Source organism: Apibacter mensalis (genome assembly GCF_001418685.1).
Lineage (GTDB): Bacteria > Bacteroidota > Bacteroidia > Flavobacteriales > Weeksellaceae > Apibacter > Apibacter mensalis.
The window spans coordinates 71,792-88,063 of sequence record NZ_LIVM01000008.1 but is presented as its reverse complement, the minus strand read 5'-3'; the positions used below and the strand labels follow the sequence as shown (position 1 = coordinate 88,063).

Sequence of the window (16,272 nt, the reverse complement as noted above, 5' to 3'; positions counted from 1 at the left end):
GTGTAAATAATGAAAAGACCAAGAAGAATTAACCGGTTTTTAAAAGAAGAAGATACCGATCCACTTAGCGTAATTGTTAACCTGTTTGATGTAGCTATGGTGTTTGCCGTTGCCCTCATGGTAGCCATGGTAATGAATTTAAATATGAGTGAAGTATTTTCAAAAGAAGATTTTACAATTGTTAAAAATCCCGGAAAAGAAGATATGGAGATCCTAACCAAAGAAGGAAATAAAATAAATAAGTATATCCCATCTCAAGAAAAATCTACAAATAAAAAAGGAAGAAAAGTAGGGACAGCCTATGAACTTGAAAATGGTGAAGTCATATATGTTCCCGAAAAATAGTTTCAACATTATATGATATTTTAAATTATTATGGTACATTTATCATAAAAAAGATTATACTTTATCAGGGAATATGACAAAATAGCCGAAAACTAAGCTGGCATGATAAATGCATCATTAAAATCGTAAAATATTATAATATAGAACAGTAAGTCATACATGAATGAAAATTTTTCACAACAAGTAAAAGATGTAATAAGCTTCAGTAATGAAGAAGTATTACGATTAGGTAATGACCATTTAGGGACGGAACATCTTATACTGGGAATCATACGTGAGGGTAATAGTAAAGCTATTACCATACTTCAAAGTTTAAATGTTGATTTAGGTGACTTAAGACAAAAAATTGAAAATCTTAATAAACCTGATATTAGTATAAAAGTAGATAGAAATAGTATCCCATTTACTAAAGCTGCCGAAAGAGCTTTAAAAACCAGTTTTTTAGAAGCAAAGCTATTTAGAAGTCCAGAAATAGAAACCATACATATATTATTATGCATATTAAGGATAGAAAGTGATCCTGTTACCCAGCTTTTTAAAAAATATAATATTGATGCAAATACCGTAAGAGAAGAATATAGATTTCAATTTCAAGACGATTTCACCGACCAACCTGCTAATGAATTTTCAGAAGAAGAAGGAGTCAGTGAAGGAAACCAATATGAAGCACCCAAAGGAGGTAGATCCAATCAATCTAAAAGCAGGACTCCGGTTTTAGATAATTTTGGTAGAGATTTAACAACTGCTGCCATTGAAGGTAGATTAGATCCGGTGGTAGGAAGAGAAAAAGAAATAGAAAGAGTATCCCAGATATTAAGCAGGAGAAAAAAAAATAATCCGCTATTGATAGGCGAGCCCGGAGTCGGTAAATCAGCCATTGCTGAAGGCCTTGCATTACGAATTGTACAAAAAAAAGTATCACGAGTTTTATACAATAAAAGAGTGGTTACCCTAGATGTAGCAAGCCTGGTAGCAGGTACCAAATATCGAGGACAGTTTGAGGAAAGAATGAAGGCTATAATGAATGAGCTCGAAAAAAATTCAGATATTATTCTCTTTATAGATGAAATCCATACTATAGTAGGTGCTGGTGGAGCAACAGGCTCTTTGGATGCCTCAAATATGTTTAAACCGGCTTTAGCACGAGGAGAAATTCAATGTATAGGAGCGACTACTTTGGATGAATATAGACAATATATTGAAAAGGATGGGGCATTAGAAAGGCGTTTTCAAAAAGTAATGGTGGAACAAACCTCTCCGGAAGAAACCATTATTATATTGAATCAAATTAAAGATAAATATGAAGAACATCATAACGTAATTTATACAGACGATGCGATTAAAGCCTGTATAAACCTTACTATAAGATATATCACAGACAGATATTTACCAGACAAAGCAATTGATGCACTAGATGAAGCAGGTTCTAGAGTTCATATCAAAAATATCAAGGTTCCTAAAGAAATAGTGAATTATGAAAAAGAATTAGAAAAAATCAGAGCAGAAAAGACTAAAGTTATTAAAAGCCAAAAGTATGAAGAAGCTGCCAAGTTAAGAGATACCGAAAAAGAAGTTGAATCAAAATTAGCTAATGCACAAAGAGAATGGGAAAAATCTTCAAGAGAACACAGGGAGATTGTAACCGAAGATAATGTTGCAGAGGTAGTTTCCATGATGAGTGGTGTTCCTGTACAACGAGTAGCAGAGGGTGAGCTTAAAAAACTTGCCCAAATGAAAGATTTAATTAAAGGTAAAATTATAGGCCAGGACGAGGCGGTTAATAAAGTAGTAAAAGCTATACAGAGAAACCGTGCAGGATTAAAAGATCCTAATAGACCTATAGGAACTTTCATATTTTTAGGAGCAACAGGAGTTGGGAAAACTCAGTTAGCAAAAGTTATAGCAAGAGAATTATTTGATTCAGATGATGCTCTCATTAGAATAGATATGAGCGAATATATGGAAAAATTTGCAGTATCGAGATTAGTAGGGGCACCTCCGGGATATGTGGGATATGAAGAAGGGGGACAGTTGACTGAATCAGTAAGAAGAAAACCCTACGCTGTGATCCTATTAGATGAGATAGAAAAAGCACATCCAGACGTATTTAATATTCTTTTACAAATTTTAGATGATGGACATGTTACGGATAGCTTAGGAAGAAAAATAGATTTTAGAAATACTATAATCATTTTAACTTCCAATATTGGTACACGTGAGCTAAAAGAATTTGGTGATGGAGTTGGATTTGGAACGTCAGCAAAAAAATCGTCCTCTGATGTAAGAGCAAAATCTACCTTAGAGAATGCATTAAAACGAACCTTTGCTCCGGAATTCCTAAATAGGATAGATGATGTTATTATCTTTAATAATCTGGAAAAGGATGATATATCCAAAATTATAGATATAGAGTTGAAACATGTATACGATAGAATTATCAAAATAGGATATAAAGTTGAATTATCCCCGGAAGCTAAAGAATTTATTATTGAAAAAGGTTGGGATAACAATTTTGGTGCACGTCAGCTTAAAAGAGCCATACAAAAATATGTGGAGGATGTAATTGCTGAAGAAATTATCAATTCATCTATTCATGATGGAGATCATCTCTATATCCAATTAAATAAAGAAAAAGACAGTACAGAAATTAAAATTATGGAGGTTGAAAAAGAATCTCCTACTAAAGAATAAAAAACGCATAATGCAAAGCCTGTTTGATTGAATCAAGCAGGCTTTTTTACGTTATGAATATGAATATTGTAAATAAAATAGTATTGAATTAAAAATGATAAACAAAAAGCATTTGCCAAGGATGGCCGTAACTTTTTTATTTTTTTTCTTTGGAGGCAGCTCAGCAACCTGGGCTTCACGAATTCCAACCATCAAATTATCGATGAACGTTTCTGATTCCGATTGGGGTCTTGTATTATTATTTTTATCTATAGGAACACTCATTACATTACCATTTGCCGGAAATCTTATAAAAAAGCTGGGAAGTAAAAAATCCACCCTTTTGTTTATCGTACTTTACTTTTTATTTTTAATTGGAATTGGATTTTGTGATAAATTATGGCAATTGAAGTTAAACTTAATAGTCTATGGTGCTTTAGGAAATCTAACCAATATAGCTATCAATACTCAGGCAGTTGATGTATCTAAATCTTATAAGGGGCAGATTATAGGTTCCATGCACGGTACTTGGAGTATAGGCGGATTTTTTGCATCTTGGTTAGGTGCGGTAATGATAGCCAAAAATGTTCCACCTTTTGAGCATTTTATTTTATATTCTTCAGTAGGAATCATAGTTTCCCTTTTATTATTCAGGTATTTGTTACTTGATGAAGTTAAAGAAGAACCGATTGAAAATAAGAAAAAATCTCAATATATATTGGATGATAAAAATCTTATAATTTTAGGATTTTTAGCCTTCTTTGCAATGGTTTCAGAAGGAACTATGACCGATTGGTCCAACGAATATATGAGGAATATTGTTAAGTCAGATAAAAAATATATAGGATATGGTTTAACTGCCTATATGGCAGCTATGGCTATTGGACGGTTTATTTCGGATTATGTTGTTCGAAAATTTGGGCCCAAAATTACATTGATCATTAGTGGTACACTAATTTTTATTGGAATGATGAGTGCTGTTTTATTTCCAACTCTTTTAACCACACTCATCTCTTTTATTATTGTTGGATTGGGTATTTCTGCAGTAGTGCCGATAGTATATACATTGGCAGGAAATTCCCAAACTACTACGCCGCAACAGGCACTTACAGTTATAACAAGCATTGCCTTTATAGGTTTTTTTCTAGGTCCTCCTGGCATAGGTTTTTTAGCTGAAAAATTTTCGCTACAGATTTCTTTTTCCTTTATTTCCTTATTTGGAATTGGAATCATTTTCTTGGTAAAATTTTTAAGATAAAGCAAATTTATTTCTTTACATAAATCAAATGATGAATTATATGATATAAAATTATTTTTTTATAAAAATTATAGTATATTTACATTACTTATCAAGAAAGGTGGAGGGACTGGCCCTGTGAAACCTTGGCAACCGGTCTACTTAGGCTTGGTGCTAATTCCAGCCCTGATGGGGGAGATGAGTGATTCGCTTTTTTTATGATACATATGATCAGTGAATAATTTCTTTTTCCTTTCCGGTTTTTCTTGATACAGTTTTAATTAAATATAATTTAGTAACTGTAAGGAAAAATAATGAAAAAAATTTCTTTGTTAATAGTAAGTTTAATTCTAGAATTTACCAATTTTATCGATGCTCAAGAAAAACGGGTGGTAGACCCCTTAGACCTCGAAGAGATCGTTGTAGTAGGTGGTCGAAGTTCTGAACGGACTAAAATAAATTCGCCCGTTGCAATAGATGTAATTGATGTCAGAAAAATAGAAAAAGCATCTCCCCAGTTAACCGTTAATAATTTGTTAAATTATTTAGTTCCGTCATTTAATTCTGTTAGCCAGTCTTCTTCAGATGGTACAGAACATATCGATCCGGCAACATTGAGAGGAATGGGACCCGATCAGGTCTTAATTTTAATAAATGGAAAAAGAAGACATACTACTTCTTTAGTCAATTATCAGAATACAGTAGGTAATGGTTCTGTAGGAACGGATCTAAGTGCCATACCGGTTTCCGCAATTGAGAAAATAGAGGTTTTAAGAGACGGAGCGGCAGCTCAATACGGATCGGATGCGATAGCAGGAGTCATTAATATTATTTTAAAAAAGAATGAGAAAGGATCGGCATCAGTAACATATGGATTAACCAATAGAAACGATGGAGAAAATTATAATTTTAGCGGGAATTATGGGTCTAAATTAGGGGATAAGGGAGGAAGCATCAATCTTTCTTTTGTGGTCAGCCAAAGAAATAAAACTAATCGATCCTATGATAACAACTTGGATAAATTTGGTGGTAATTTTGCGTACGACTTTGCACCAGACCCTAATCAGGCCAGAATAAATGATGAAAAAATTATGGCTGAAATGGGGCTTACTCAAAGAGATTTTCGCTTCAGAGCAGGAGATGCACAAATAAAAAATCAACAGTTTTTTATCAATTCCATTTATCCATTGTCCGAAAATCTTGAGTTCTATCTATTTGGTGGAGCTAGTTTAAGGCAAGGCGAAGGGGCTGAATTTAGAAGGCTTCCAAGCGATAAAAATAAGGTGGTTAAAGAACTCTATCCTATAGGTTTTCAACCATTATTAAAATCAACCATTTATGATATTTCCAACTCTGCAGGAGTAAGATATGCCTATAATAATTGGTTTATAGATATAAGTAATACATTTGGGGAAAACCTATTTAATTATAAAGCATCACATACAAATAACGCTTCTTTAGGAATACATTCACCCAAAGAATTTAAAGCCGGAGGACATGAATTTAAGCAAAATACTGTAAACATGGATATTTCTAAAAAAATCAATAATCTTTTTACGGTTGCTTTCGGAGGAGAATTTAAATACGAACAATATAGAATAAAGGCTGGAGAAGAAGGCTCTTGGATGCACTATGATAGATTTGGAAATCCGGTAACTTCTTCTACCCATTCCTCAGATATATTAGGAGAGGGGGGAGCACAGGGGTTTATAGGTTTTTCTCCCGAAAATGCATTAAAAAAAGACAGGAATAATGCATCCGGTTATGCTGATATCGCATTTAAAAATGGAAAATTTACGAGTGATTTAGCTGGTAGGTACGAACATTATTCAGATTTTGGTAATTCTTGGATAGGAAAGTTGGCATTACGTTATGAATATCTAAGCGGATTTGCAATCAGAGGTGCATTTAGTAATGGATTCAGAGCTCCGTCCTTGCAACAGCAATATTTTAACAATTCTTTTGCAAGCATATCATCTTCAGGATCAGGCGTGGTTACAAAAGGAATATTTACCAATGATAGTCCTCTGGCAAGAGCTTTAGGTATTGAAAAACTTAAAGAGGAAAAGTCAATTAATGCAAGTGTAGGTTTAACTTTCAAACCTTCTAAAAAAATATATATAACGGCTGATGCTTATTATATAAAGGTTAATAATCGTATCGTGCTTACCAGTGAATTTGTAAATTCAAAAGTTGAATCTTATGGAGTGGAGGGTGCAAGATTTTTTACAAATGCGATAGATACGGAAACTAAAGGAATTGATGTAGTAGCCACTTATAATGTTGGCTTAGGAACAGGAATTCTTAATGTAAGCTTATCAGGGAATTATACAGAAACTGAAATTGTTGATTATCATTTTCCAAAAGTATTTGAAGGAGATAGAAATGAATATTTTGGGCCGGATCAAACTAATATCATTGAATCATTAAGTCCTAAAACAAAGGCAACTTTAGGTTTAAATTATAATATAATGAAATGGAATCTTTTAATAAGAAATACCTATTTCGGTAAAGTTACCAGAGACGGATATCCGTACGGTTCGGTACAACATCATGATCCTAAGTTAGTTACAGATTTTAGTATCAGCTATATCATACGAAAGGATTTAACATTAACTATAGGAGGTAATAATATTTTTGATGTTTTCCCAGATAAGCAGATATATGAAAACTCTTATTATAATGTGTTCAAATATGCACCGGTTCAGATGGGAATGACCGGAGCAAATTGGTTTACTAAGTTATCTATGAATTTTTAAAAAATATGCATATATATTTGAAATAAATATGAAAAAAATAGGCTGGAAGACAGCAACTGCCATAGTCATATCCAATATGGTAGGAACCGGAGTGTTTACAAGTTTAGGATATCAAGTGCCGGAATTACACAATACTTTTACGATCATTCTTTTATGGACCATAGGAGGAATACTAGCTTTAATAGGGGCTTTTATTTATGCAGAGCTAGGTGCTCATTTTAAGCAATCGGGTGGGGATTATATTTATCTTTCTCGCACCTATCATCCCATTATGGGATATATTAGCAGCTGGGTTTCGATGATTGTAGGCTTCTCAGGCCCTATTGCCTTAGCAGCATTGGCAATGTCTAAATATTTAGGGTTTCAAAATGAAAGAATTTTTGCTATACTTATAATTTTTATTATAGCTATTTTTCAATGTTTTAGCCTAAAGGTAAGTAGTCGTTTTCAAAATATATTTGCAGTCCTCAAAGTTGCATTTATTATTATGATAATTTTAATAGGAATTTGTATTAACCCATCTCCATCCAATGCTTTATTGTGGGATAACTCATGGACTTATGAACTGGTATTACCGGCTTTTGCAAGTTCCTTAGTATTTGTTACCTATGCATATACCGGTTGGAACTCAGCTTCTTATATTGTTGAAGAAATTGATAGTCCTAAATTAAATCTTCCTAAAGCTCTGATAACAGGAACTATATTTGTCACAGTAAGTTATGTCCTGGTAAATTTCGTTTTTTTAAAACATGCGTCGATAGAACAAATGGAAGGAAAAGAAGATATTGCCAACATAGCATTTACTAATATTCTAGGATCACAGAGTGTAAAATGGATCAGTTATTTGATAGCTTTACAATTAGTTTCAACCATTAGTGGTTATTTATGGGTTGGATCGAGAGTCACACAGGCAACAGCTAGAGAAAATCATCTATGGAGTATTTTAGGTAAAGAAAATAAAAACCAAATACCCATTTATGCTGTAATAGCTCATACAATTATCAGCATATTAATTATATTAAGCGGTAAATTTGAGGAAATTTTTATCTATACTGCGTTTGTTCTTCAACTTCTTTCAACAGCTGCTGTGAGTACTTCTTTGTTTATCAAGAAAAAGGATAGAGTATTATTTAAAAGGAATATTTTTTTATTGATGCCCATAATCTTTTTACTTTTCAGCATTTATATATTGTATTTTACATTTATTAATCATCCTCGTGAAAGTATTATTGGATTAGGTATTGTAGGAATAGGTATGATACTTTATTTTTTTGACAAAAAAAAAGTTAATTAGTAATTATGAATTATGAAAATTAAAAAACCGAAAGATTATTCTTTCGGTTTCTTTTAATTATTCATTAAAAAACTCATTTTTTAATGAATCTGTAATTTTTTCCCTGAATCTGTAAAAAATAGTGATTTGGAGGTAGATCTGAAACATTTATAAGTGTATTATCCTCAACTTTAGTTTGCAAAGTTTTAACAACTCGTGCATTCCTGTCTAGAATTGTTAAAGTTGTAAGGCCTTCTTTTTCTAAGATATTTAAACCTTTTATATTAATAACATCGTGAACAGGATTAGGATATAAGATAATGGAATTCTTTATATTGCTAGACTCAGTTGATTTTTCAGCAGGGACAAAATTTACACTTAGATTATAGCATTTATTGGGATCATAAGCACCATTTTTCCCGTATACATATACATAATAAATGCCTCCAGTTAAATTTTTAGCATTAATAACTTCTTTTGTAGTTCCGTTATTAGCACTACTTCCTATTTCTCTTTTAAAACTATCATACAGTTTAAGGTCATAATCATGAGGTAGATTTTCTAAAATAACCAGTAAATCAGAATTTCCTCCTATATAGATTTTGTAATAATCTTGATCAGTAGGTGAGCTAATATCTGATGAATAAGTTAAAATATTCCTAATAGCATAAGCTGAATCAAAAGAGTCATTAGGTTCATAGTTATTGCTACATAAAGATTTGCTAATAGTTGAAGTAGCTCTAACTTCTAAATTATAACATTGATTTGTATCAAATGCGCCTTCATATCCGTATACATATACATAATATTTACCGGCAGGTAAATCCTTTTCCTCAATTTTTTCACTTGTATTACCTTTATTTGTACTATTTTCAATCTCATAACCAGAATCATCATAAAGTTTTAAATCATAATTCTTAGGAAGATTTTGAAGCAAAATAGTAATGTCAGAAGTTTCATTGATAGTGAACATATAATAATCTTTATCGGTTGAAGAACCTATTCCGGCTTCGTATTTAGTATTTATATCTATAGGAGTTGCATCTTGTATGGAATCATTAGATTCATAATTGTTATTACATGGAGAAAATGAAGAGTTGGTTTCAACCAATAAACCATAACATTGTGTAATATTATATGCTCCTTCAATTCCTTGTACCAGTATATAATATGTTCCCGGTTCAAGATCGTTAATGTTAATAATTTTATCACTTTTATCTTCATTATAACTACTTCCAATTTCTGTTTGAGAAGAATTAAATAGTTTTAATTCATATTTATCAGTTATATTTTGAAGAGTTACAGTAACATTAGATTTATTGTCTAAAGTAAACTTATAATAATCTAGATCATTCGGAACTTTTATTCCTGCAGAATAGACATTATTCGTTTTAATTTCAATCGCATTATTAAATGATTCATTAGGTTCATAATTATTAATACATGAATTACTGGAAACATTAGTATCAACTGACAGATTATAACATTCAAAAGGATAAAATCTACCTGTTATTTCAACATAGTAGGTGCCTGAAGAAAGATTTTTAGCATGAATAATTTTGTTATTATGTTGATCAGATAAACCTTTTCCTATCAAATTTTTAGAAGAATCATATAGATTAAAATCATACCCATAGTAAATATTTTGAAGAATAATATTAACATCTGAATCTGTATCTAAAGAGAATTTATAATAATCTTTATCTCTAGAGGACCCTATACTGGCATAGTATGTAGTAAAAATATCGATCGGATAAGCTTCTTCAAAAGAATCGTTAGGCTCGTAATTATTGCTACATAAAGGGGTAGTAGGTGAGGTAAGAATATTTAATTCGTAACATTGTGATTCATCGAAGGCTCCCTCATATCCATATACTTTTAAGTAATAAGTTCCGGGTAAAATATTTTCGACTTTGATTTTTTCTCTTGTATTACTACCAGCAATGCTTTGTCCTATTTCTTCTTTATACCGATTGTATAATTTTATGTCGTAATCCTTAAAAAAATTATTAAGAGTTATTATTAAATTTGAATTTTTTGTTATAACAAATTTGTAATAATCTACATCATTAGAAGAACCTATACCAGCATAATAAGTAGAGTCTGTTTTTATCAAATGGGCATCATCAAAAGAATTATTAGGTTCAAAATTATTAATACACGAACCTATTGTATGTGTCTTATCAGCTTTAGTTTGAAAAGATATTTCAGCAAAATTATTTGATTTCGAGTCAATGGTATCACAATTAGCTATTACTCTCGCCGTATATGTTGTATTTGCCGATAAATTAGATAATATAAAAGATGATCCTGTCGTCTTTTCAGCAGCTATAGTCCAATCTTTATCTCCATTTTCTTTATATTGTATTTTATAATTTTTAGATGTTATATCGTTATTCCAAGCGAAGGTAACAGCATTAGAGGTTATGTCTGAAGTAGACAGTCCTGTCGGAGGTTGACAATTGTATTCTGAAGGATAAATATTTATAACTATTAACTGACTGGAGGAATATCCACGAAGGTCATTAATATAATAATAACCATTAGCTTCCCCAGCCCAGCCTAAATTAAGATGTATATAATTATTGGAATCATAACCATCAGCAATATATGCATGTTCTGCATCGGATCTTATGGATGAAAAATAAACAGGGTAACCTTTAGAAATTTGACCTTTAATTACATTTAACCATTCTTCATCTGAATTATAATCGGATCTTTCTTTTAATTTAATATCTGAACTGTATTTGAAATATTTTTTTAATGCGTAAGGAACATTATCACTGTGTGCTCCGGATCCTATAGGTCCATACATCATATTAACAGAAATCCCAGCATGTAACATCAAAGTAGCTACTGCATCTATCTGATCTTCTGAAGAACTGTTTGATAGTGCTATAGGCATTTTATTCCAATGATACGTTGTCTTTTGGAAATTAGCACTCAACTTCTTCCATCTCCAATTATAATAGTAATAAAAATAAGTTTGAGGAATTCGGTATGATACTGAATCACTACCAGTTGTAGGATAATTCCAATATTTCATAATTTGAGCCATAGCTGTAGCGGCGGAACCTGTATATGTTGGTTCCCCTTCATAAGTAACCGGAGTATATTTATTATAAAGTGGACTTTGATCCCATTCAGTTTTTATAAGAGGTGCTACTGATTCAGGTAATGATGAACCGTTAGATATTCTTTTAGTTAAATTTTGTGAGCTATAAAGCTCATTGTCGGAAATTAAAGTTTCCCATTCTTTTTTAATTAATTCGCTGTCTTTACTATAAGTTTTTTTTAATACATTTTTTCTAAGCTTTTGGCTTACATCCTGATAATTATTTAAAATATTCAAAAACTCTGGAGATTTCTTTTTACTATTAAATAAGGTAGAATTAGTTGAATAAGCTAAAATTGGATGATTTGCACTTTCAGATGAAACTATACAAAATCCATTTCCATTTTCGACTGTAAATACATAAAATCCGTTATATTTTTTGTCAATAGTTGAAGTAATATTTACTAAATTTAGTTGTTTAGATAGTTTTTTTAAAGGATCTTTTATTTTAAGCTTTAAAAAATTATTTGCTACTTTTTGAGCAGTTTTTTCTGAAATGTCCTGCGCCTGTAATACACTTGATACAAAAAAAACGGACATAAAAAGTAATTGTTTAAAGTTTATCATAATACTATTAAGATTAAATTACTACATAAAATATTGTTTAATTTGAATAACAAGTATTCTTATTATATTATAAAAATTAAATAATAAGAATATTAATGAGCAAAATTACCTATATAAAAAGGTATAAATTTTACATATTAATTCTTTAAAACTTAATCATTTTTTTTTCATATACATATATTTTTGTGGTTAACAGGGGGCAAATATATAAAAATAATTTAAATTATGATAATACATTATAAACAATGTGTTTATTTATATTGATAAATATAATCTTATATTTTTATTTAATATTAGAGGATAATTAATAATATGATATATAATTGTGTATTTATTTTATTTAATTATATTTAAAATTAATATTATGTGAATTTAATTTTTATATATGAAAATAAATTTCGGCTAATCCATTTCTTTATTAAAATGATTGCCTGTTATACATTTAACTGAAAACTTTGTAATACGCTAAAATTTATGGAAGATCAGGCTCTATTTATCTAATATATATTCATTTTAATTCTTTATTTTTTATTTAATTTCTGATGAATATGGTTTAACAGTAATAATAACTGAAATAGTCAAAATGAAACTAATTTTTAAGTTAGAATTAATTTATTAGCTAAAGAGAAATTAAATTTAGTTTAAATCATAAATAGTTATTTTTTAAGTATACTATTTGACTTGTTAATCCTATTAATAATTTAATTATATCAATGAAGGGTTTAACTTTAAAAAACAGTTAGTTTTCAAAAAAATTAAAATTTAGAAAATATACTTATAAGTTTGTCATGTATATGATTAAGTGATTAAATAAATGATAAATTTGGTGCATATTGTTTAGAAATTGTAATAAAAAATAATAAATATTAACTCGTTAATATAATAAAATCATTTTAGTTGAATAAAGTTCTTAAAGTCTATACTATTGGAAAATCCATTTTTAGTATTAATTTGATCAATACTTACAACAATTATTAAAAATTACTTTGAAAAGACCAGAATCTACTCGATATTTAGTGTAATTGGTATAAATGAAGTATAAAGATTTTAGAGTAAGATAAGAAATTTTTAAAATTGTGAAATTAAATAAAACTTAGGGGAGGTACCCAAATTTCAGACTAAGAGTAGCGAATATTTGTTATAGTTATCATATGCAATTAATTACATTGCTATTTTTAACAAATATACACTTCATAGGTTTCAAGAATGCTCCAAGATTGTAAATAGAAGTGCTTTTAAGATTTGGGTGGCCAATGGGTCTCGAACCCACGACCTTCGGAACCACAATCCGACGCTCTAACCAACTGAGCTATGGCCACCATTTAAGGAATGCAAATATATGAATAGATTTTAAATTTTCAAACAAAATTTTCAAAATCTTTTAGGCCAATCCATCTTTGAGAAGTAAATCCTTCACCGGCATCACAGCCAATAATTCTACCTAAATTTTCTGCCCTATATATAATACTTTTTTTAAAATTAAGTGAAGTAATAGGTGTATTGGGTTCCAATGAATTAGGATCATAAAATTGTGTTTTATATGCCATACAGGCTTCTACTTTTTTATCCAAAAAATGGGATATATCAATTATAAAATCTGGTTTTTCTTCATTCCATTGAATATAATTAAAAATATGTTTTGGCCTCCATTTTTCTTGTGAAATACCATTATAGTTTGTTTGTATTTTGATTAATCCTGAAAGAAAACAGGCATCATATACCAACTTGGCAGCTTTTCCATGATCTGGATGTCTATCACTTATCGAATTAGCTAAAACTATATCAGGCTTGTATTTTCTAATTATTTTAATTAGTTCAATTTGATGATTATTATCATTTATAAAAAAACCATCTCTAAATTTTAAATTTTCACGATAAGAAATTGAAAGTAATTTACTAGCTTCATTCGATTCGGATTTTCTGGTGATGGCTGTTCCTCTAGTACCTAATTCACCCTCTGTTAAATCTAATATTCCTACTTTTTTGTTTTCGTAAACCATTTTGGCTATAGTTCCTCCGCAGCCAAGCTCCACATCATCAGGATGGGCTCCTATTGCTAATATATCTAATTTCATTGATCAAATTATGAAGTCAAAAAAACTTCAGTAAAATTATTACTGAAGTTTTTAATTTTTTTATACTTTATTAAATTATAATTCAGATTTTACTTTTAACATAAGTTTCTCAATTTTTGCTTTTATGTCTATATTATCAGATATTTGCCATGCACTTATAGTAAAAGTATTTCCTTTTGTTCTTATCATAAGACCATAATCAGGATTTGTAGAAGTCCAAATTCCGGGTGAAGATGGTAAACCAAATTCTTGTTGTACCAAAGTTTCTACTTTATGTACTTTTTCATTAGTAGATTGTATTTCTTCTCTGTATTTAAATTTTTCTTGTGAAAAACATAGTAAAGAAGATAAAGACATTGTTACATAAAGAATTAAAATTTTAGCATTCATAATATGTCGTTTTTACTTAAGACAGAAAACCTATTTTTATTATTCGTTTCATCAATATTTATGCCAAAAAGATAAAAAAATATACCCATTGTAATTACTACTATGGGTATATTTTTTTATAATATAGTACTAAATATATTATTTTTTATAATTTTTGTATTTATTAAAGAATTTATCTACTCTACCCGCAGTATCAACCAATTTAACTTTACCTGTATAAAAAGGGTGAGAAGAACTTGAAATCTCCATCTTAACTAAAGGATACTCTACGCCTTCATATTCAATTGTATCTTTTGTTTCTGCTGTAGATTTACATAAAAACATCTCGTCGTTGCTCATATCTTTAAAAACAACTAATCTATAGTTATCCGGATGAATGTCTTTTTTCATTTCTCTAAAAATTTGAATTGCGAAATTACAATTTTATTTCTAAATAATCAAGAATCAATTTGAAAAAAAGTGAGATATCCCTCATATTAGAAATTTTCGGTAATATTTAGTATCATAAGTAATGGATTAATAAAAATAAAATATTTGTTAAGAGAATTTATTTTACCTTGTTAAAACTTATTTATTTAACTAATTTATTTCTTAAACCTTGGTCAATTGCATCTAAAAAATCTTCTGTGCTAAGATAATCTTCACGAGTCATTTGTTTCCCTTTTACTAAAAGAGCAAGATCCTTAGTCATTTTACCTCCTTCAACAGTTTCAATACAAACTTTTTCGAGTGTTTCTGCAAAATTGACTACCTCAGGGGTATCATCTAAATTACCTCTATGTATTAAGCCTCTGGTCCATGCAAAGATTGATGCGATGGGATTGGTAGATGTATCTTTTCCTTCCTGATATAATCTATAATGTCGGGTTACTGTTCCATGGGCAGCCTCTGCTTCAACTGTTTTACCATCTGGGGTTACTAACACTGAGGTCATTAAACCTAGGGATCCAAAACCTTGAGCAACTGTGTCTGATTGCACGTCACCGTCATAGTTTTTACACGCCCATACAAAGCCTCCATTCCATTTCATTGCACAGGCTACCATATCATCAATAAGACGGTGTTCATAGCTGATTCCCAGCTCTTCAAATTTTGATTGATAATGATCTTCATAAATTTTCTGAAAAATATCTTTAAATCTTCCGTCATATGCTTTTAAGATGGTGTTTTTAGTCGAAAGGTACAAAGGCCATTTTTTTGCTAATGCCATTTGAAATGATGAATGTGCAAATCCTTTAATAGATTCATCGGTGTTATACATGGATAAAGCAACTCCGTCATCTTTAAAATCATATACCTCCCAAGTTTGAGGTTCACCGTTTTCGGGTGTAAAAGTCATAGTTAATTTACCGGGGCCTTTAGTTACAACATCTGTAGCTTTATATTGGTCTCCAAAAGCATGACGGCCAATTACAATCGGTTGAGTCCATCCTTGAACATATCTGGGAACATTACTCATAATAATAGGTTCTCTAAATACTGTTCCTCCTACAATATTACGAATAGTACCGTTTGGCGATTTCCACATTTTTTTCAAATTAAATTCTTTAACACGGGCTTCGTCAGGAGTTATAGTTGCACATTTTACAGCAACATTATATTTTTTTGTTGCTTCTGCAGAGTCTATGGTAACTTGATCGTTAGTTTTATCTCTGTTTTCAATACCTAAATCAAAGTATTTCAGATCTATATCTAAATAGGGGAGAATGAGTTTGTCTTTAATAAACTTCCAAATAATTCTTGTCATTTCATCTCCGTCCATTTCAACAACAGGATTAAGTACTTTTATTTTTTGCATGATAACTATTGATTTGTATCAAATATAACAATACTTATATTAG

At 30.3% G+C, this 16,272-nt stretch carries 10 protein-coding genes, 1 tRNA gene and 1 riboswitch; of the genes, 5 read left to right on the top strand and 6 right to left on the bottom strand.

The window, feature by feature from the left end:
• The first annotated feature begins 9 nt into the window (after positions 1-9).
• The 5 genes from ASC36_RS06910 (at position 10) to ASC36_RS06890 (ending at position 8,305) form a co-directional block, all read left to right on the top strand.
• Positions 10-345: a DUF2149 domain-containing protein gene (locus ASC36_RS06910; protein WP_055425763.1), complete on the top strand. Its 336-nt coding sequence runs from the start codon at positions 10-12 to the stop codon at positions 343-345.
• A gap of 159 nt (positions 346-504) precedes the next feature.
• Complete coding sequence (locus ASC36_RS06905; RefSeq protein ID WP_055425762.1) at positions 505-3,036, top strand: ATP-dependent Clp protease ATP-binding subunit; 2,532 nt, start codon at positions 505-507, stop codon at positions 3,034-3,036.
• Between the two features lie 94 nt (positions 3,037-3,130).
• Positions 3,131-4,273, top strand: coding sequence for an MFS transporter (locus ASC36_RS06900; RefSeq protein ID WP_055425761.1), 1,143 nt, complete (start codon positions 3,131-3,133; stop codon positions 4,271-4,273).
• An 85-nt stretch (positions 4,274-4,358) separates the two neighbouring features.
• A riboswitch (SAM riboswitch) is annotated at positions 4,359-4,457 on the top strand.
• Positions 4,458-4,566: 109 nt separating this feature from the next.
• Positions 4,567-7,011 carry a TonB-dependent receptor plug domain-containing protein gene (locus ASC36_RS06895; protein ID WP_055425760.1) on the top strand — a complete coding sequence of 815 codons (2,445 nt, stop codon included), beginning with the start codon at positions 4,567-4,569 and terminating at the stop codon, positions 7,009-7,011.
• A 28-nt stretch (positions 7,012-7,039) separates the two neighbouring features.
• On the top strand, positions 7,040-8,305 hold the full coding sequence (locus ASC36_RS06890) for an APC family permease (RefSeq protein ID WP_055425759.1): 1,266 nt from the start codon (positions 7,040-7,042) through the stop codon (positions 8,303-8,305).
• A gap of 73 nt (positions 8,306-8,378) precedes the next feature.
• Here ASC36_RS06890 and ASC36_RS06885 read toward each other — a convergent pair whose 3' ends face one another.
• The 6 genes from ASC36_RS06885 to ASC36_RS06860 form a co-directional block, all read right to left on the bottom strand.
• On the bottom strand, positions 8,379-11,939 hold the full coding sequence (locus ASC36_RS06885; RefSeq protein ID WP_167336875.1) for a C10 family peptidase: 3,561 nt from the start codon (positions 11,937-11,939) through the stop codon (positions 8,379-8,381).
• 1,272 nt (positions 11,940-13,211) lie between these two features.
• Positions 13,212-13,285 (bottom strand) — tRNA-His (locus tag ASC36_RS06880).
• Between the two features lie 39 nt (positions 13,286-13,324).
• Complete coding sequence (gene bshB1 / locus ASC36_RS06875) at positions 13,325-14,041, bottom strand: bacillithiol biosynthesis deacetylase BshB1 (protein ID WP_055425757.1); 717 nt, start codon at positions 14,039-14,041, stop codon at positions 13,325-13,327.
• A 75-nt stretch (positions 14,042-14,116) separates the two neighbouring features.
• Positions 14,117-14,431 (bottom strand): hypothetical protein, encoded by a 315-nt coding sequence (locus tag ASC36_RS06870; protein WP_055425756.1) that lies wholly within the window; start codon positions 14,429-14,431, stop codon positions 14,117-14,119.
• 138 nt (positions 14,432-14,569) lie between these two features.
• Entirely contained in the window at positions 14,570-14,821 is a 252-nt protein-coding gene (locus ASC36_RS06865; RefSeq protein WP_055425755.1) for a type B 50S ribosomal protein L31, read from the bottom strand.
• Between the two features lie 181 nt (positions 14,822-15,002).
• Complete coding sequence (locus ASC36_RS06860; RefSeq protein WP_055425754.1) at positions 15,003-16,229, bottom strand: isocitrate dehydrogenase (NADP(+)); 1,227 nt, start codon at positions 16,227-16,229, stop codon at positions 15,003-15,005.
• Positions 16,230-16,272: the final 43 nt, after the last annotated feature.